The 17,726-nt window shown below is 68.0% G+C and carries 20 protein-coding genes; 10 read left to right on the top strand and 10 right to left on the bottom strand.

All coding sequences use genetic code 11. From position 1 onward, the window contains the following. The first annotated feature begins 121 nt into the window (after positions 1 to 121). From nadA to nadC, 3 genes are all read left to right on the top strand, one after another. Positions 122 to 1,210: a quinolinate synthase NadA gene (gene nadA, locus AC07YH_RS19370; RefSeq protein ID WP_494748591.1), complete on the top strand. Its 1,089-nt coding sequence runs from the start codon at positions 122 to 124 to the stop codon at positions 1,208 to 1,210. 156 nt (positions 1,211 to 1,366) lie between these two features. Then, on the top strand, positions 1,367 to 2,881 hold the full coding sequence (locus tag AC07YH_RS19365) for an L-aspartate oxidase (protein WP_494748590.1): 1,515 nt from the start codon (positions 1,367 to 1,369) through the stop codon (positions 2,879 to 2,881). Positions 2,882 to 2,891: 10 nt separating this feature from the next. Then, complete coding sequence (gene nadC / locus AC07YH_RS19360; RefSeq protein ID WP_494748589.1) at positions 2,892 to 3,749, top strand: carboxylating nicotinate-nucleotide diphosphorylase; 858 nt, start codon at positions 2,892 to 2,894, stop codon at positions 3,747 to 3,749. Between the two features lie 156 nt (positions 3,750 to 3,905). On the opposite strand, the gene AC07YH_RS19355 is transcribed toward nadC, so the two are convergent. The 3 genes from AC07YH_RS19355 to AC07YH_RS19345 form a co-directional block, all read right to left on the bottom strand. Next, the gene (locus tag AC07YH_RS19355; RefSeq protein WP_494748588.1) at positions 3,906 to 4,322 is read right to left on the bottom strand and encodes an MAPEG family protein; all 417 of its coding nucleotides are present in this window, start codon (positions 4,320 to 4,322) and stop codon (positions 3,906 to 3,908) included. A gap of 188 nt (positions 4,323 to 4,510) precedes the next feature. Further along, on the bottom strand, positions 4,511 to 5,359 hold the full coding sequence (locus tag AC07YH_RS19350) for a prephenate dehydratase (RefSeq protein ID WP_494748587.1): 849 nt from the start codon (positions 5,357 to 5,359) through the stop codon (positions 4,511 to 4,513). Continuing rightward, complete coding sequence (locus AC07YH_RS19345; RefSeq protein ID WP_494748586.1) at positions 5,359 to 6,093, bottom strand: 3-deoxy-manno-octulosonate cytidylyltransferase; 735 nt, start codon at positions 6,091 to 6,093, stop codon at positions 5,359 to 5,361. The genes AC07YH_RS19350 and AC07YH_RS19345 overlap by 1 nt, the downstream gene beginning before the upstream one ends. 166 nt (positions 6,094 to 6,259) lie before the next feature. Between AC07YH_RS19345 and AC07YH_RS19340 the strand changes: the two genes are divergently transcribed. The 4 genes from AC07YH_RS19340 to AC07YH_RS19325 all read left to right on the top strand — a co-directional run bounded on the left by AC07YH_RS19340 (position 6,260) and on the right by AC07YH_RS19325 (position 9,633). Continuing rightward, positions 6,260 to 6,934 (top strand): c-type cytochrome, encoded by a 675-nt coding sequence (locus AC07YH_RS19340; RefSeq protein ID WP_494748585.1) that lies wholly within the window; start codon positions 6,260 to 6,262, stop codon positions 6,932 to 6,934. A gap of 85 nt (positions 6,935 to 7,019) precedes the next feature. Then, on the top strand, positions 7,020 to 8,075 hold the full coding sequence (locus tag AC07YH_RS19335) for an alpha/beta fold hydrolase (protein ID WP_494748584.1): 1,056 nt from the start codon (positions 7,020 to 7,022) through the stop codon (positions 8,073 to 8,075). A 98-nt stretch (positions 8,076 to 8,173) separates the two neighbouring features. Then, complete coding sequence (locus AC07YH_RS19330) at positions 8,174 to 8,746, top strand: hypothetical protein (RefSeq protein ID WP_494748583.1); 573 nt, start codon at positions 8,174 to 8,176, stop codon at positions 8,744 to 8,746. Positions 8,747 to 8,817: 71 nt separating this feature from the next. Continuing rightward, positions 8,818 to 9,633 carry a hypothetical protein gene (locus AC07YH_RS19325; RefSeq protein WP_494748582.1) on the top strand — a complete coding sequence of 272 codons (816 nt, stop codon included), beginning with the start codon at positions 8,818 to 8,820 and terminating at the stop codon, positions 9,631 to 9,633. On the opposite strand, the gene AC07YH_RS19320 is transcribed toward AC07YH_RS19325, so the two are convergent. Together AC07YH_RS19320 and AC07YH_RS19315 are read right to left on the bottom strand one after the other, a co-directional pair. After that, a complete protein-coding gene (locus AC07YH_RS19320) occupies positions 9,630 to 10,463 on the bottom strand; it encodes a C40 family peptidase (protein WP_494748581.1) in 834 nt (277 codons plus the stop codon). The two genes, AC07YH_RS19325 and AC07YH_RS19320, sit on opposite strands and share 4 nt — an antisense overlap. Then, the gene (locus AC07YH_RS19315; protein ID WP_494748580.1) at positions 10,460 to 11,866 is read right to left on the bottom strand and encodes a leucyl aminopeptidase family protein; all 1,407 of its coding nucleotides are present in this window, start codon (positions 11,864 to 11,866) and stop codon (positions 10,460 to 10,462) included. The genes AC07YH_RS19320 and AC07YH_RS19315 overlap by 4 nt, the downstream gene beginning before the upstream one ends. Before the next feature lie 85 nt (positions 11,867 to 11,951). On the opposite strand from AC07YH_RS19315, the gene AC07YH_RS19310 reads away from it, so the two are divergent. The 3 genes from AC07YH_RS19310 (at position 11,952) to AC07YH_RS19300 (ending at position 15,248) form a co-directional block, all read left to right on the top strand. Continuing rightward, the gene (locus AC07YH_RS19310; protein WP_494748579.1) at positions 11,952 to 12,779 is read left to right on the top strand and encodes a tetratricopeptide repeat protein; all 828 of its coding nucleotides are present in this window, start codon (positions 11,952 to 11,954) and stop codon (positions 12,777 to 12,779) included. A 145-nt stretch (positions 12,780 to 12,924) separates the two neighbouring features. After that, positions 12,925 to 13,326: a DUF7674 family protein gene (locus tag AC07YH_RS19305; RefSeq protein WP_494748578.1), complete on the top strand. Its 402-nt coding sequence runs from the start codon at positions 12,925 to 12,927 to the stop codon at positions 13,324 to 13,326. A 338-nt stretch (positions 13,327 to 13,664) separates the two neighbouring features. After that, the gene (locus tag AC07YH_RS19300) at positions 13,665 to 15,248 is read left to right on the top strand and encodes a hypothetical protein (RefSeq protein ID WP_494748577.1); all 1,584 of its coding nucleotides are present in this window, start codon (positions 13,665 to 13,667) and stop codon (positions 15,246 to 15,248) included. A 61-nt stretch (positions 15,249 to 15,309) separates the two neighbouring features. Here the strand turns inward: AC07YH_RS19300 and AC07YH_RS19295 are convergent, their stop codons facing one another. The 5 genes from AC07YH_RS19295 to AC07YH_RS19275 form a co-directional block, all read right to left on the bottom strand. Further along, entirely contained in the window at positions 15,310 to 15,516 is a 207-nt protein-coding gene (locus AC07YH_RS19295) for a hypothetical protein (RefSeq protein WP_494748576.1), read from the bottom strand. Between the two features lie 99 nt (positions 15,517 to 15,615). Continuing rightward, positions 15,616 to 16,023 (bottom strand): arsenate reductase (glutaredoxin), encoded by a 408-nt coding sequence (arsC, locus tag AC07YH_RS19290; RefSeq protein ID WP_494748575.1) that lies wholly within the window; start codon positions 16,021 to 16,023, stop codon positions 15,616 to 15,618. Then, positions 16,020 to 16,685 (bottom strand): MIP/aquaporin family protein, encoded by a 666-nt coding sequence (locus AC07YH_RS19285; RefSeq protein WP_494748574.1) that lies wholly within the window; start codon positions 16,683 to 16,685, stop codon positions 16,020 to 16,022. Before AC07YH_RS19285 ends, arsC begins: the two co-directional genes overlap by 4 nt. Further along, the gene (locus tag AC07YH_RS19280; protein WP_494748573.1) at positions 16,682 to 17,026 is read right to left on the bottom strand and encodes an ArsR/SmtB family transcription factor; all 345 of its coding nucleotides are present in this window, start codon (positions 17,024 to 17,026) and stop codon (positions 16,682 to 16,684) included. The genes AC07YH_RS19285 and AC07YH_RS19280 overlap by 4 nt, the downstream gene beginning before the upstream one ends. A gap of 40 nt (positions 17,027 to 17,066) precedes the next feature. Beyond that, positions 17,067 to 17,693 carry a TetR/AcrR family transcriptional regulator gene (locus AC07YH_RS19275; RefSeq protein WP_494748572.1) on the bottom strand — a complete coding sequence of 209 codons (627 nt, stop codon included), beginning with the start codon at positions 17,691 to 17,693 and terminating at the stop codon, positions 17,067 to 17,069. Positions 17,694 to 17,726 lie beyond the last annotated feature (33 nt).

Below are 17,726 nucleotides of genomic sequence, written 5' to 3'. Positions count from 1 at the left end.
ATGGTTATGCTCACTTTCAGCATAACCTCAGGCGCCGGAAGCCGAGAGCGGGAACGCTCAAGCTGGCCCGGCGTTTTTTGAGGCCCTGGAAATGCTCAGTTTGAGCATAACGGAGATTCAAATGGCCGACGGGTTTGCCGCTCCCCTGGAGTTCACCGCCGAGATCGAGGCGGAGACCAGCGGGATCTGGGACAAGGTCAAGCACCACGTCACCCCGCTGGAGTGGCGCGCGCAGGCCCCGTTGATCGCCGAGATCAACCGCCTCAAGCGCGAGAAGAACGCCGCCATCCTGGCCCACAACTACATGACGCCGGACATCTTCCACGGCGTGGGCGACTTCGTCGGCGACAGCCTGGCCCTGGCCAAGGAAGCCGCCAAGAGCGACGCCAAGATCATCGTCCAGGCCGGCGTCCACTTCATGGCCGAGACCAGCAAGGTTCTCTCGCCCGAGAAGAAGATCCTGATCCCGGATCTGAAGGCCGGCTGCAGCCTGGCCAGCTCGATCACCGGCGCCGACGTGCGGCTGATCAAGCAGCGCTATCCGGGCATCCCGGTCGTGACCTATGTCAACACCACCGCCGACGTGAAGGCCGAGACCGACATCTGCTGCACCAGCGCCAACGCCGTGCAGGTGGTCGAGTGGGCCGCCAAGGAGTGGGGCGTCGACAAGGTCATCCTGATCCCCGACGAATATCTGGCCCGCAACGTCGCGCGCCAGACCGACGTCAAGATCATCGCCTGGGCCGGCCACTGCGAAGTGCACAAGCGCTTCACCGCCAGCGACATCGCCGACATGCGCGCGGCCTGGCCGGGCGCGGAAGTCCTGGCCCACCCCGAGTGCCCGGCCGAGATCCTGGAAGCCGCCGACTTCGCCGGCTCGACCGCTGCGATGAACGACTATGTCGCCCAGCGGAAGCCCGCCCAGGTGGTGCTGATCACCGAGTGCTCGATGGCCAGCAACGTCCAGGCCGAAAGCCCGCTGACCCAGTTCATCGGCCCCTGCAACATGTGCCCGCACATGAAGCGGATCACCCTGCAGAACATCCACGACGCCCTCGTTTACGAGCAGTTCGAGGTGACGGTGGACGCCGACATCCTCGACCGCGCGCGCCTGGCCGTGCAGCGGATGGTCGACCTGCCGCCGCCGGCCGTTCCGGCTCGGTACGACCTGGTGAAGGCGCGGCATCACGTGAATGTCGAGCTGATCTGAAAACCCCCTTCCCCCTCGATGGGGGAAGGGTTGGGGATGGGGGTGACGCGGCCGATCCGCTTCCACCCTGTCCTTCGTCTTTCTCGGATGGTCGGACCGCCGTGTTCACCCCATCCCCGGCCCTTCCCCATCAAGGGGAAGGGAGTGGAGCGTGAGATGACCCAGTATCGCGTAGATTTCGACGGCCCCGTGATCCTCGGGGCCGGCTTGGCCGGTCTCTCGGCCGCGCTCGCCGCGCACAAGGCGCTGGTGCTGTCGCCGACGCCGCTGGCCACCGGCTGCTCCAGCGCCTGGGCGCAGGGCGGCATGGCCGCCGCGCTGGCCGCTGACGACACGCCGGCCCTGCACGCCGCCGACACCATCGCCGCCGGCGCGGGCCTCTGCGATCCCAAGGCCGTGGAACTGCTGACCACCGAAGGCCCGCAGGCCGTCCGCGACCTGGCCGCCCTCGGCGCGCCGTTCGATCGCAAGACGGGCGGGGAGTTCGTGCTCAGCCTCGAGGCGGCCCACGCCAAGGCCCGCGTCGCGCGGGTCGGCGGCGACGGGGCCGGCGCGGCGATCATGGCCGCCGTCATCGCCAGCGTCCGCGCCACCCCGACCATCGAGGTCCGCGAGAACGCCCGCGCCCGTCGGCTGCTGCAGGACAAAAGCGGCCGCATCGTCGGCGTCCTGGCCGAGATCGACGGCGAACTGGTCGAGATCCGCGGCCACAGCGTCATCCTGGCCACCGGCGGCATCGGCGGTCTCTACGCCGTCACCACCACGCCGAAGGAAGTGCGCGGCGAGGGCCTGGGCCTGGCGGCGCTGGCCGGCGCGACGATCGCCGATCCGGAGTTCGTGCAGTTCCACCCCACGGCCATCGACATCGGCCGCGATCCCGCCCCCCTGGCCACCGAGGCCCTGCGCGGCGAGGGAGCCATTCTTCGAAACGTCGATGGCGTGGCGTTCATGGCGGGCTACCACCCGGCCCGCGAGCTGGCGCCCCGTGATGTCGTCGCCCGCGCCATCCACGCCGAGCGCGAGAGCGGTCGCGGCGCGTTCCTGGACGCCGTCGCCGCCGTCGGCCCACACTTCCCCAAGGAATTCCCGGCCGTGTTCGAGGCCTGCCGCGCCGGCGGTCTGGACCCGCGCCGCGAGATGATCCCGGTCGTCCCGGCCGTGCACTACCACATGGGCGGCGTGGCCACGGACCTGGACGGCCGCACCAGCCTGCCGGGCCTCTACGCCGCCGGCGAGTGCGCCTCGACCGGGGTGCAGGGCGCCAACCGCCTGGCCTCCAACAGCCTGCTGGAAGCGGCCGTGTTCGGGGCCCGCGCCGGTCACGCGGCCGCGGCCGAGGAGGCTCAAGGCGGCGAACCGGTCAGCCTGGCGCCCTATCCCGACCTGCCCGACGCCAGCCTGCAGGTGCTGCGCAAGGCCATGAGCCGCGACGCCGGCGTGATCCGCGACGCGGCGGGCCTGACCCGCCTGCTGGAGGTGATCGAGACCCTGGCGCCCGGCTATACGCCCTGCCCAGTCCTGATCGCCGCGCGGCTGATCGTCGAAGGCGCCCTGGCCCGCCATGAAAGCCGGGGCGGCCACTTCCGCTCGGACTTCCCGGCCGCGGCCGAACCGGTCCGGACGTTCGTGACGCTTGAGGCGGCGCACGCGCTGCGCCAGCAAGCCGCCTGAAGGACCTTCCATGCCCGCCAATCTCGTGACCCCGCTGGACGACGTCCTCGTGCGCCCAATCGTCGACCACGCCCTGGCCGAGGACCTGGGCCGGGCCGGCGACATCACCGGCCAGGCCTGTATCGATCCGGACGCGAGGCTTTCGGTGGTCTGGGCCAGCCGCCAGGACGGCCGCGTCTCGGGCCTGTCCTGCGCGCGCCTGGCGCTGGCCGCCCTCGACCCGACCGCGACCTTCGAGGTGCTGACCCCGGACGGCGCCGACGTGCTGCCGGGCGCGGTGCTGGCCCGCGCCGAGGGCAATGCCCGCGCGGTGCTGGCCGCCGAGCGCACGGGCCTGAACCTGCTGGGCCGCCTCTCCGGCATCGCCACCCTGACCCGGGCCTATGTCCGCCTGGTCGAGGGCACGGGCGCGACCATCGTCGACACCCGCAAGACCACGCCGGGCCTGCGGGCGCTGGAGAAATACGCCGTCCGCTGTGGCGGCGGGGTCAACCACCGCTTCGGCCTGGATGACGCCATCCTGATCAAGGACAACCACATCGCCGCCTGCGGCGGGGTCGGCGAAGCCGTCCGCCGGGCGCGGGCGCATGCCGGCCATCTCGTGAAGGTCGAGGTCGAGGTCGACAGCCTGGACCAGCTGGAAGAGGCCCTGAAGCACGGCCCCGACGTGGTGATGCTGGACAATTTCAGCCTCGACCACCTGGAGATCGCCGTCGCCCTGGCCAAGGGCCAGGCGGTGCTGGAGGCCTCGGGCGGGGTGAACCTGACCACGGTGCGGGCCATCGCCGAGACGGGCGTGGACGTGATCAGCGTCGGCGCGCTGACGCACTCGGCGCCGGTGCTGGATATCGGGCTGGACGCCAACTAGCGGCAAAGCGAGCTCCCTCTCTCTTAGAGAGAGGGTTGGGGTGAGTGGTTACGAGGTCTGACGGAGTGCCGGCACGCCGTCGACCGGCGTACCCACTCACCCTCCCACCGCTACGCGGCGGGCCCCTCCCTCTCTCCATGAGAGAGGGGTTCTTAATCAGAAAATCCGCACCAGCTCCCGCACCACCATCGCCCCCAGCACCCCGGTGGAAATCACGAACAGCAGGAACCGCACCGGCACCAGGTTGACGCTCACCTGCAGCAGGCTGTGCAGCACCCGCACCCCGACATAGACCCAGGCGAAATGCACCGCCATCGGGTCCGCATGGCCCGCCACCTGAATAGCCAGGGCCGCCGCGTAGAAGATCGTCGGCTGCTCCATCAGGTGGTTGTAATTGTCGGCCGCCTGCCGCGCGGTGTCGGGCAGCCCGTCCAGCGAGCCCGGGAACCGGGCCTCCTGCGGCTTGATCCCGGCCTTGTGCATGGCCGGGATGCGGTGGATGTACATCCACACCCAGATCAGCAGCGACCAGGCCACCAGCACCATCACCGGCGCGATCATCGAGCTATTCACGTGAACCCTCCCCGTCTTTTGCCAGGAGGGTAGACGGAGAACGCCGGTATCGGAAAGGGTGACGTTCGGAGAGGCTGGCGCCGTCCCCTCCACCAGCTTCGCTGGTCCCCCTCCCCCAAAGGGGGAGGAGAGCCGCTCTATCCTCCCCTTTTGGGGGAGGGGGACCGCCGAACGGCGGTGGAGGGGCCTTACCCCCGATCCCTGAACGGATCGGCCGGATAAACCCCCAGAATCTCGAACTTCTCCGAGAAGAACCGCAGCTCGTCGAACGCCAGCGCCAGGCTGCGATCCTCCGGCCGGCCATCGACCTCGGCATAGAAGAACGTGGCGGTGAACGCCCCGTCCTCCATGTAGCTTTCCAGCTTGGTCATGTTGACGCCGTTGGTCGCGAAACCGCCCATGGCCTTGTAGAGCGCCGCCGGCAGGTTGCGGACCTTGAACACGAAGCTGGTCACGCAGCGGTGGGTGAACGGCGGCGGCGTGGGGCTCTTGTCGGCCGTCATCACCAGGAAGCGGGTGGTGTTGTGGCGCTCGTCCTCGATGTCGCTGGCCAGGATGTCCAGGCCATAGATCTCGGCGGCCAGGGCCGGGGCCACGGCGCCGCGGGTCGGGTCGGGCTTCAGGGCCAGGGCCTTGGCCGCGCCGGCGGTGTCGCCCGCGCCCTCGGTCGCCACGCCCAGCTTGCGCAGGCTGTTGCGGCATTGGGCGAGCGCGATCGGCATCGAGGCCACGACCTTGATGTCGGAGAGCTTGACGCCCTTGTTGGCCATAAGCTGGAAGCGGATCGGCTTGAAGCGCTCGCCGATGATCTTCAGGCCCGAGGCCGGCAGCAGGTGGTGGACGTCGGCGACGCGCCCAGCGATCGAGTTCTCGATCGGGATCATGCCCAACTGGCACACGCCGGTCTTGATGGCCTCGAACGCCTCCTGGAACGTGGCGCAGGGATAGGCCTCGTAGTCCGGGAAATAGGTGCGGCAGGCCTCATGGCTGTTGGCGCCGGGCTCGCCCTGGAAGGCGATCTTCTTGAGGATGCTCATCAATTCTTCCCTGCGGCTTGTCGCGCCGCTTCGAGGTCCGAGGGGTTGTCGACGGAGATCGGCGCTTCGACCGCCACGGCCGCGCGGATGGTCAGGCCCAGCTCCATGGCGCGCAGCTGCTCCAGCTTCTCGCGCTTTTCCAGCGCCGAGGGGGCGGTGTCGTTGAACACCACCAGCGCCTCGCGGCGATAGCCGTAGATGCCGATGTGGCGCCACACCGGCGCGTCGCCATAGAGGGTCGAGCGGGTGAAATAGAGCGCGCGGCCGCTTTGGCCGTCGTCCTCCATGGCCAGCACGGCCTTGACGACGTCGGGGTTCGAGCGGTCGGCGGGCGAGGCCTCGGGCGCCACGACGGTGGCGATGTCGGCGTCGTCGAACTCCTTAAGTATCCGGGCGCAGTCACTGAGCACGGCCGGATCGACGAACGGCATGTCGCCTTGCAGGTTGATCACCACGTCGTGCTCGAACCCCGGATCCAGCTGCGCCAGCGCCGCCAAGATGCGGTCCGAGCCGGAGGGCAGGTCGGGGTCGGTCAGCACCGCCACGCCGCCAGCGGCTTGAACCGCCTGGACGATTTCCGGATCGCCCGCCGCCACGGCCACGGGACCGATATTGGCCGCCAGCGCCTGCTTCAGCACCCGGACGATCATCGGCAGCCCGCCGATGTCGGCCAGCGGCTTGTTGGGCAGGCGCGTCGCCGCCATGCGCGCGGGGATCAGGACGATCGGGTTCATGGCTGTTCTGGGCCTCAAATCTTTGCGGACCGGTTGCGCGAGGGGCGGTAGCGTGTAAGAGACGCGAGCGCAACATGACGCGCGTTGGGGACTCGTCCTGGCGATTCCGACGCGCTGGTTTCAAGCCCGTCCTCGGTCGGGCCGACAAGAGGCTGACTAGGCTGAAATGAGCGACCTGACGTTCAACAAGATCGCTGGCGGCGTGCTGCTGACCGGCCTCGTAATCTTCGGTCTCCGCGAAGCGTCGGACATCGTCTTCAAGAAGCATGAAGTCGAGAAGGCCGGCTACGAGATCGCGGTCCAGGAAGAATCGGCCGGCGGCGCCGCCGCTGCCGACACCCCGCCCGATTGGGCCGCCGTGCTGACCCCGGCCAACGTGGCCGCCGGCGCCGCCGTCTCGGCCAAGTGCGCGGCCTGCCACAAGCTGGACGCCTCGAACGCCAACGCCACCGGCCCGGGCCTGTGGGACGTGGTCGGCCGCAAGCCCGCCGCCCACCCGGGCTACAACTATTCGGGCGCGATGAAGGACTTCTCGGGCAAACAGGCGGTGTGGGACTACGACGCCCTGTACACCTTCCTGAAGGCCCCGGGTAAGGACGTCCCCGGCACCAACATGACCTTCGTGGGTCTGAAGAAGCCGGAAGACCGCATCGCCATGATCGCCTATCTGCACAGCCTCGGCTCGAAGCTGCCGGTCCCGCCGCCGCGTCCGGCCGCCGCCGCGGCGGCTCCGGCTGCTGGCGCTCCGGCCGCCGAGGGCGCCGCCGCCCCGGCCGCTGCTGGCGCTGCTGCTCCGGCCGCCGCCGCTCCGACGACCCCGGCTGCCGCTCCGAAGGCCTAAGCCTTCCAGGCATCGAAGATCGAAGAGGCCGCGAAGCGAAAGCTCCGCGGCCTTTTTGTTTGGTATTCGCGTTAGTGGGGACGTCATGAGGGGTTTGGTCGTAGCCGCGCTGTTGGCGCTGGCTGTGGGTGGCGTCGCGCAGGCCGAGACGCTCAGCCCCGCGTGCAAGACGAACGGCCCAACGGCAGGCAAGCCGGTCGACCAGCAGGGCTATGTCGAGATCGGCGGCCTCAAGCAGTGGGTGGTGGTCGAAGGCCAGGCCTGCGCCAATCCGGTGCTGCTGATCGTCCATGGCGGTCCGGGCAATCCCAACACCCCCTTCGCCCATACCCTGTTCGGCGACTGGGCCAAGGCCTTTACGGTCGTCCAGTGGGACCAGCGCGGCTCGGGCAAGACCTACGAAGCCAACAAGCCCGCCGAGGACGAGGTGCTGACGATGCAGCGCCTGACCGCCGACGGCGTCGAGATGGCGCGGTGGGCTCAAGCGCGGTTCGGCAAGCGCCAGGTGATCCTGATGGGCGGCTCCTGGGGCTCGGCCCTCGCCACCAACATGGCCATGGCCGCGCCGGACCTGTTCAGCGCCTATGTCGGCACGGGGCAGCTGGTGGACTACCAGGCCAATGTGAAGATCGGCTACGCGCGAGCCACGGAACTGGCCACGGCGGCGGGCGACACCGACTCGCTGGACAAGCTGAAGGCCCTGGGCCCGCCGCCCTGGACCAATCCCCGCGCCTTCGGGATCCTGCGCCGCATCACCCGCAAGTACGAAGCCCTGAAGACCGACCCGCCGCCACAGGGCTGGTTCAAGTTCGCGCCGGGCTACGACACCCCGGCCTATGAAGCCGCCTATGAAGCCGGCGAGGACTATTCGTTCTCCCAGTTCGTCGGCGCCAAGGGCGACGGCATCGGGCCAGGCATCGACCTGCGCAAGCTGGGCATGCGGTTCGCCATGCCGGTCTACCTGATCCAGGGCGAGGAAGACCTGGTCACGCCGCCGGAGGTGTCCAAGGCCTATTTTGACGCGATCACCGCCCCGAAGAAGCAGTACCTGCCCCTCCCCCGCGTCGGCCACGACCCGAACCGGGCGATGCTGGAGGCGCAGTACCGCGTGCTGGAAACGGTGCGCAGCGGCCTCAAGTAAGCCCGCTAGGCGATCGAAATCCTCCGCGCCATACAATTTAACATTGCATAGCGACCTTCGCCGTGATCGTCTCCGGTCCAGTATCCGGAGTAGCGTTCATGTTGTCATCCGCCTTGGCTCTTGGATTGCTCTTGGCTGGACAGGAGACTGTCGCGGGCCTGGGCCCCGGTCAGGATCATGTCTCCGCGCCATGGGTGTCGCTGGAGTACGGCGGCGCCAGCTACGGTGGCGAGACGCGCAATCGGGTGGTTTTCAGACGCCAGGTCACTGTCGGGCCAAACGGCGCGCCGCTCCCCCGTCCCGCTCCGGTCTGGTTCGTCCGCAAGGACGTCTCGCGCAGCACCGGTCTCTCGCCCGCCGGTGAACCGCCGGCGGCCAGTGTCCAATGGATCGACGGCCGCGCCTGTCCGGGCCTCGCCACGGTGATGACGGACCTCGAACATCTGCCCGCCTTCTCACCCTATCCGCTCGCCAAGATCGCCAAGCCCTTCCCGGATCCTCCGCCGACCCACAGCAGCGGCTGGGTCCTCAGCCGCTGGGGCCTGATCGGGGGCGCGGAGTCGAACATGACGATCACCGACCCCAGCGGCGCGGTGATCGGCAAATGGTGGGTGCGCGCCGAAAAGACCCTTGCGCCGTGCTGGCGTGACGCCCAGCCGCGCTACCCCTGAGCGCCGCCGCCCCCTTCCGCGCACTGAAAAGCTTCCCCCTCAGTTCCTCCCGAGTATCGGAGCCATCAACCATGTCCGCGAACCTGACCCGCGATCCGCCACCCGAACAGCCACCGGCGGCCGACGCCGTGGCGCCGCTGATCATCTATAGCGCGCCCAACACCCAGGGCTCGCTCGCGGGCATCCAGATCATCGGCTACCGGTCGACCGTCGCGGGCACGGTCGAGGCCGCGCGCTTCAACGCCGCCGACGTCACCGCCGCCAACTACGTCACCGAACACGTCCACGTCGCGATCAATACGGATGACCCCGTCGAGCGAGCGATGGCCGACGAGATCATCGAGACCATCTTCAACAACGTTCGCGAAGCCGCCTTGAAAGGCGCGAAGACCTTCCAGGACTCGCTGGGCAACATCTATCGCGGCTCGGATCTAGTGAAGCTGATCAAGAACGTCGACTTCAACATCTACGACCCGCAATCGGCCAACGCGGCCGGGATCACCACCGAACGCGGCGCGCATACGACCTACGCCAACTTCGCGGACATCAATTCACACGCCACCGTCACCATCGAGCTGGGCGGCCTCGCGGCGAACCTGGGCGGCCAGCTCTGGACCGGAGGCCTCGAATACGCGGTGAACCACGAACTGGGACACGCCCTGCCGGCCGGCCACCAGATCGCCTACCTCGATCGCAAGTCCTTCCTGGAAGGACCCGACGGCGGCCTTAGCGGGGCGGCGCAGGACGCGGCCTGGGAAGCCTCGAGCCAGTACAAGGACAACGAGCAGTTCGCCAACACCCTGGGTCATCAGATCGAGCTGTTCACGGGCTCGGGCTGGCTGGTCGGGCAACCGCCTCGGGGCTACTGGCACGACGGCACGGTCTAGACCCGCCGGTACCCCAGCACGCCGCCCGTCGGCGTGGCCTCGATCCGCGCGATCGCCTCGGCCAGCGGCTCGACGGCGGTGGCCATGTGGTGGGCGTTGGCGTGGAGGATGGTGTCCGCATCCAGCAGCACCGCCACGTGGCCTTTCCAGAACACCAGGTCGCCGCGCTTCCGCTCCGCCTCGTCCACCTCCGCGAAGAAGGCGCGCTGCATGTCGGTATCCCTCGGGCAGGCGCGGTTGCAGGCGTAGAGCGCCTGCTGGATCAGGCCCGAGCAGTCCAGGCCCAGACTCTCGCGGCCACCCCACTGGTAGGGCGCGCCGACGAAACGCTCGGCGACGGACACGTAGTCCTTCTCGCCTCGACCGATGGGGGTGAGGTGCGCCTCGACGAACCAGCCCGTGCCGGCGGCCTTGGCGAAGCGGCCTTCGCGGGCCTCGATCGTGACCAGGCTGTTGAGGCTGTAGAGCCCCGCAGGCCGCGACTTGATGTCGGGCTTTGAGAACGCATAGGTGCGGATCGCCGACACCGCGTGGGTCGGCGGGTGGCCCTGCTCGACCAGGTCGGAGGTCGCGACGTAGCCGACATAGCCGTCGCGCGGGGCCTGGCCCCAGGCGAAGCCGTCCTTCTCCTCCAGCACGCGGAAGACCTCGCCGAACAACAGCTGGTCCCACTGCTCGGCGTCGGCCTGCGGGGCGGCGCGGATGGCGCTGACCGGCGCGGCGCAGACCATCACCCGGCTGGGGGCATAGCGCTCGGCCGGGGCCAGCCCCTCCAGGCGCTGGTCGGCCAGGTCGGGCCGGGCCAGGGTGATGCGGGTATCGAGCGTCATGCGAAACGGCCCTTGAGCATGGCGAAGGCGGCGCGGATGGCCTGGACTTCGCCGCCTACCGGGAATCCGGGGCGGCCCTTGGGGTTCCAGGCGAAGACGTCGAAGTGGGCCCAGGGTCCCACATCTTCACCAGATGGCGCAAACCGTTGCAGGAACAAGGCCGCCGTCGTGGCGCCGGCCTGGGCCCAGGCGTCGGGGTCGTTCTTGAGGTCGGCGATGTCGCTGTCCAGGGCCTCGCGATAGGCCTCGGTCAGAGGCAGGCGCCACAGCGCGTCCGACACCGTCTTCGAGGCTGTCTCGATCTGGCCGGCCAGCTTGTCGTCGGGGGTCCAGAACGGGATCACGAACGGGCCCATGGCCATGCGCGCGGCGCCGGTCAGGGTGGCGAAGTCCAGGGTCAGGGCGGGCTTCAGCTCGGCGGCGCGGGTCAGGGCGTCGGCCAGGATCAGGCGGCCTTCCGCGTCGGTGTTGCCGACCTCGACCGACAGGCCGGCGCGGGTCTGCAGCACGTCGCCCGGCCGCATGGCGTCGCCGGCGATGGCGTTCTCGACCACGGGGGTGAGGATGACCAGGCGCACCGGCAGCTGCGCTTCCATGACCATCCGGCCAAGCGCCAGGGCGTGGGCGGCGCCGCCCATGTCCTTCTTCATCAGCCGCATGCCGGCCGAGGGCTTGATGTCCAGGCCCCCGGTGTCGAACACCACGCCCTTGCCGACCAGCGCCACGACCGGGTGCGAAGCGTCGCCCCAGGTGATCTCGATCATCCGGGGGCTGCGGGCTTCGACGGCGGCGCGGCCGACGGCGTGGACGGCCGGATAGCCTTGCGTCAGCAACTCATCGCCGGTGACCACCGAAACCGCCGCGCCGTACTTCTCGGCGATCTCGCGGGCGATGGTCTCGATCTGCAGCGGCCCCATGTCGTTGGCCGGGGTGTTGACCATGTCGCGGGCCAGGGCGCAGGCGTGGGCGAAGGCGGTCACCTGGGCGACGTCGACGCCCTTGGGCGCGACCAGCCGGGCGATCGGCTCGCCGCGCTTCTTGTAGCGGTCGAAGCGATAGGTCCCGAGCGCGAAGGCCAGGGCCGCCTGCTCCGGATCGACGCCCTTGGGCAGCTTGGAGAGCGCGTACTCACCGGCCGGCAGCTTGCCCGCCAGGGTGCGCAGCAGCGACAGATCAACGCGGCCAGAACCCGTCCCCAGCAGCACCTGCTCGACCGCGCCGCTCGATCCGGGCACCGCCAGCACCTGTCCGGTCTTGCCTGAAAACTTGTTGGCGGCGGCGTAAGTCCTTACCGAAGCACGCTTTCTGGCCAGGAAGCCCTCAAGCTCTCCCTCCGACATCGGATGGACCGGGATCGCCTGGCCCTCGGCGTGCTCAAGGATCGGATGCGTCGCGTCGGACATCGGCGGAGTCCTTTAAAATTATGCTTAACGATTCCTTGAGGGCCGCGCCCGGACAATGGGCGAACCTTCTGGAGACATGTCTTTCATGTGTCGCAACCAAGCCCTTGTCGCAAGCCTGCTGGCCTCGCTGGTGATCGCGCCCGCGGCTTTCGCCGCCGACGCGCCCAAGCCCGTCCCCGCGGCGGCTGAAGCGCCCCAAGCGGCGCCCAAGCCGCCGATGAAGGCCTCGCCGCAGCAGCGCGCCGAGGCTCGCCGCCTGGACCCGCTGGCGCAGTCGGCCTTCTGGGGCGCCGAGTTCGAGGCCGACGCGGCCGACGCCGAAGCCGGCGCCGGTCTGGCCCGCAGCTTGCGCGCCCTGGGCCGCAACGACGAGGCCGCCGAGGCCGCGACCAAGGCGCTCGTTTCGCATCCCGATGACTCGGCGCTGCTGCTGGAGCTGGCCCGCGCCCACATCGCCCGCGGCCAGGGCTTCTACGCCATCGAGCCGGCCCGCAAGGCCGCCGCCGCCAATCCCAAGGACTGGCGTCCGCAGACCCTGCTGGGCGTGGCCTACGAGCAGGCCGAGCGCGACGAGGAGTCCGAGATCGCCCACCGCCAGGCCATCGCCCTGGCGCCGACCGAGGCCACGCCGCTGGCCAACTACGCCATGCACCTGGCCGCCAAGGGCGACCTGGCCGGCGCCGAGGCCCAGCTGCGCCACGCCGTCGCCCTGCCCTCGGCCGGCATCCAGGTGCGCCAGAACCTGGCCCTGGTCGTCGGCCTGCAAGGCCGCCTGCCGGAAGCCGAGAAACTGGCCCGCGCCGACCTGCCGCCCGAACAGGTCAACAACAACCTGGCCTACCTCCGCGCCGCGATTGGGCAAGCGGGGGCGGGCAGGAGTTGGGAGTCGCTGAAGGCTGGGGGCGGGCAGTAAGCCTACCGCTCGCCTCGAGGCCCAACCTCCCCAGCGCTTCGTCGTTCCTACCCTGAAATGACGGTGGCGCGCCGCTGCCGGCAAAGTCGGCTCACGACCCAAGTCGGACCTTTGGTCAACTCCGTGCCTAAGCTAACCTCGTCGCATGGACAGCTTCGCTCTCGTAGATCAGTTGGCTCGGGATGTTCCCGGTCTTGCGCCGATGCTCGAAGACCACATAGCCGGCTACGACGAGGTGCTTCCCCATGTTTTCTTCTTCGGCGAACTGACGCCCTTTCTGATCGGCCTCAAGGATGGTTCGGACGCTGACAGGGCAGTTCTGGTGAAGGCGCTTTCCATGTTGGAGGATGCGTGGAGAGAAGGCCACGAAGACGTCACCAACGTGATCGCGGTTAGCTTCATCGAGAACCTGCAAGGACGTGGAGAACTTAGAGCGATGCAGGCGTTCTTTGGTCCAGCGATGTCGAGTTGGGCCGACCGTTATTGGGGGGGCGGCTCAACCCGCGCTGGTTGCTTCGCAAAACTTTTGATCCGTTTGCGGTCGTAACGACCGCACTCTCCATCCATGGCGGACGTTGACGGCGGCCCTACGAGTTCATCAAGTCGGCTTAGACGCTCCCCAGCCTCATCGGCCCATTGACCGGCCTGCATGACGGCCGATTGAGGTCGATACGCGTCAGCGAAGGGCGCGCCTCGCTCGGGGTGAAATGACGGTGGCGACCGCTACCGGCAAAGTCGGCTCACGGCCCTTGGCGGAAGACAGCGCACCGCTTGTCGCGAAGGACAATGGCGAGATCAATTTGACGCTGGGGAGGTACATACAGTAGTTAGAGGCAACGATCTCCACCTGAGCGTGCAGCTTATGTCCGGTAAGGATTTGCCCTCTTGACTATTGTTTACGGCACCAGCGGCAGGGATGATCTCATCCTGCCATCAGACGATAGCGATACCGAAGTCTTCGCAGGGGCGGGTGACGACTACATCACGATCAAACGACGTTTGTGGCAGCCGGGAACTCTGAGCGTTGACGCTGGAGACGGCGACGACAAGATCTGGGTCGAGGACTATGCGACAAGCCAGGCCGTTGTTCACGGTGGTGCTGGATCCGACACAATTTATCTAAATGGCGGAGGCCTCATATATGGCGATTCCGGCTCCGACACATTCAGGCTAAAGGACGGCGGAGGCATTAAATACTTCACCGTTGCGGACTTTTCTTACGAAGATAAGCTGGACATCCTGTCTTATTTCGAAGGAAACAGCACCAGTCCGTTTGCAGACGGCCTCATACGGTTTGTTCAGTCAGGCGCCGACGCATTACTGCAACTCCCTTACAATAACTGGCAGACCTACGGCATCTTTAAGAACGTGGACGCCAGCAAGCTTACGCCCGCTCAGCTTGGCGGCCTTCGCCCCGTCGTCATCAATGCCGATCAACCGTTGTCGATGTCAGTGGACGTGACCACGGTCATGGAAGGCGGCAAGATCCTGGTGCAGGTCACACTACCCGCGCCCATGAGCAAGCCTGTGCAGGTCGCCATCTTCAATTCCGGGATGGGGAATGAAAGCAAGATAACGTATCTGGACTTGGCGGTTGGCCAGACAAAAGCACAGACCTATGTCGTCGTTGAGGAAGAAAACTTCACCGGTCCACGAAATTCGCTCAAGATCACGGCGGGCATCTCTGGCGCGATTGCTGATCCATCGAAGGTAGTGTCCGCCACAATCAATGTCATCAATAATGACCAGAATGGTTTTGTCGTAAACATTCCCGACTTGAGAACTGTATACCTCAACCTGACAGGTCTTGACGCCATAAAACCTGGCGACCAGGCCCAACTGCCTGGCCTTGCGCTGATGGCCACGCGCGACCTCGTTCGAGCGCTGGAAACCCTTATCCTTCCGACCACCAGCGTGGCGCTGACGGCCTACCAGTTCTTCACGGGCAAAAGCCCGGGCCAGGCGGGCCTGAAGTACCTCGTCAACTCGCCCGACAACGCCAGCGACCTGAACGATGCGGGCGGCATCTACGCCGCGATGAACACCGAGAACCGCTACATCAACTTCGCCGCCAACCTGGGCCTGGTCGGCGAAGGCAAGGCAGCCTTCGCGGCGGCGTACGGCGGCCTCACCTTCCGTCAAGCGATCGACAAGGCCTATGACGCGGTGATCGGCAAGGCCTACGCCCAGGCAGCGGGGATCAACATCTCCGCCGCTATCGACAGCGTCATGGCCGCGCAGGGATATTTCGACGCCCTGGCGACCCAGCGCATGGGGGGCTTCGACCACGACCTGGCCATGAAGGCCGGCATGGTCGGGTACCTGATCGCCGAGGGACAGAAGGCCCATATCGGCGCCTATGCCCGCGCGGTCGAGAACTTCTACATCGACTTCATGGATGGAACGGCCCAGCACAACGTCAATCTGGTTGCGGTCTACGGCCCAGGGACTTTCCTGGACGCGATCTAGGACTTCTACCTCCGCAACTCGCCCTCGTGGCGGGAATGACGGTTGTTAGGGCGACGGACCTCTAACGGGTCTCCGTCTTCAGATACGCCGTCAACGGCACGATCAACTCCCCCTGCAGCCGCGCCTCGAACTGCGGCGTGGCCTCGCGGTCCAGGATCGAGCGCACCGGGCCGACCAGGGCGTTCAGCGCGATCGAAGCCGGCATGGCCGGGTCCTCGAACGTCACGTCCGGGGCCGTGGCCAGCAGGTCCGGGGCCGCCGTCTTCATGCGTTTGTAGACACGGCCCGCCAGCACCGCCCGCCACGCTCGCCGCCTAGGGCTTAGGGCGCTCGGGACTCGCCGGCGGCGGGCGGCAGGCCTTCGGGCTCAGAGCTTCACGACCTCGCCGTCTTCCTTGGTGAAGCTGACGGGCTTGCGGTCCAGCAGGTCGAGCACGGCTTCGGACGGCCGGCACAGCTTCACGCCTTTCGGCGTCACCACGATCGGCCGGTTCACCAGGATCGGGTGCTCGACCATGGCGTCGAGGATACGGTCCTCGCCGACGTCCTCGGCCAGCAGGCCCAGCGCCTCGGCCGGCGTACCCTTCTCGCGCATCAGCTGGCGGAACGTCAGGCCGGCTTCGGCGGCCAGCTCGCGCAGCTGGTCGTGGGTCCAGCCGGCTTGCAGGTACTCGACGACCGTCGGCGCATAGCCGGCGGCCTCGACCATGGCGACCGTGTTGCGCGAGGTGCCGCAGGCCGGGTTGTGGAAGATGACGATGGGGAAGTCGGTCATGCGGGCGTCTCCGTCCTGAGGAGCCAGCCGAAGACGGCGGCCGCGAGCAGCGCGCCGACGATCTGGGCCAGGATGAAAGCCGGCGCGCTGGACGGCGCGATCCCGGCGAAGGTGTCCGATAGCCCGCGCGCGATCGTCACCGCCGGATTGGCGAACGACGTCGAGGCGGTGAACCAGTAGGCGGCGGTGATGTAGAGCCCGACCGCCATCGGCGTGCTCTCCGGCCTGAACCGCACCGTGGCGAGGATCGTCGCGACCAGCCCGAACGTCGCCACGACCTCCGAGAACGCCTGGCCGCCGCCGTCCCGCAGCTTGGTCGAGACCTGCAGGATCGCCTCGCCGAACATGGCGTGCGCGGCCCAGACGCCCAGCACCGCGCCGAGGACCTGGGCGATCGGATAGGCCAGGGCCAGCCGCCACGGCAGCTCGCGCCGCAGGGCCGCGACCAGGGTCACGACCGGATTGAAGTGCGCGCCCGAGATTGGCCCGAACACCCCTATCAGCACGACCAGCGCCGCGCCGGTGGCCAAGGTGTTGCCCAGCAGGGCGATGGCGACGTTCCCGCCGGCCAGGCGCTCGCCCATGATCCCGGAGCCGACCACCACGGCCAGCAACAGCGCCGTGCCCAGGGCCTCGGCGACGAGGCGGCGCACGAAGGTCACGGACAGCAGGCCTTGGCGCGGGCGACGACCTCGCCCAACGGCGCGCAGATCTCGGGCGCGCCGTTGCAGCAGTCCTCCATCAGGAAGCCCAGCATCCCGCTCATCGCCGCGTAGTCCGCCGCGTAGAGGATCGACCGCCCCTCGCGCCGCGAGGTCAGCAGGCCCGCGTGCGACAGGACGTTGAGATTGGCCGACAGGCTGTTGGGCAGGACCTCCAGCGTCCGGGCGATCTCCCCGGCCGCGACGCCGTCCGGTCCGGCCTTCACCAGCAGGCGGAAGATCGCAAGACGCCCCTCGTGGCCGAGGGCGGACAGCATGGTGACAGCGGCTTTTGATTCCATATTTCTAGATTATTCGAAATATTAGAAGCCGCAATGCGCCTCACGCGCATCCCGTCCTCAGATACGCCGTCAGCAACACGATCAGCTCCCCCTGCAGCCGCGCCTCGAATTGCGGCGTGGCCTCACGGTCCAGGATCGAGCGGACCGGGCCGACCAAGGCGTTGAGGGCGATCGAGGCGGTCATGGCCGGGTCCTCGAACGTCGCGTCCGGGGCGGTGGCCAGCAGGGCCGTGACCGCTGTCTCCATGCGCTTGTAGACGCGGCCGGCCAGCGCGGCGCCGCCGCGCTCGCCCGCCACCGCATAGAGCGCCCGGGACTCGCCGGCGTCGCGCAGCTTGGCGGCCAGGTAGCCCTCGACCAGGGCCTGGGCCATCCGCGCGACCGGCTGGCCGTGGTTGTCGAGGCAGACCTGGACCATCGTGTCGGCGATGTCGCTGAGGTGCTTTTCCAGCACCGCCGCCAGCAGGGCGTCGCGGTTGGGGTAGTACTGGTAGACGCTGCCGACCGACATGCCGGCCCGCTCGGCGATGCGGGTGGTGGTGCAGCGGCTGAGACCCTCGCGGATCAGAACCTGAATCACGGCGGTGTGCAGCGCCTCGATCGTGGCGGCCGATCGGGCCTGGACCGGCTGTTTGCGGGGCTTCAGGGGGCTTGCGAGGGCGGTCATCGAAAGCGAATTCCAAAACTGAAGGATTCTTCA

This window comes from Caulobacter sp. GW456-12-1-14-TSB4 (assembly GCF_059424195.1).
Note: the sequence above shows the minus strand (reverse complement) of the source record. Positions and strands in the feature narration are given on the sequence as shown.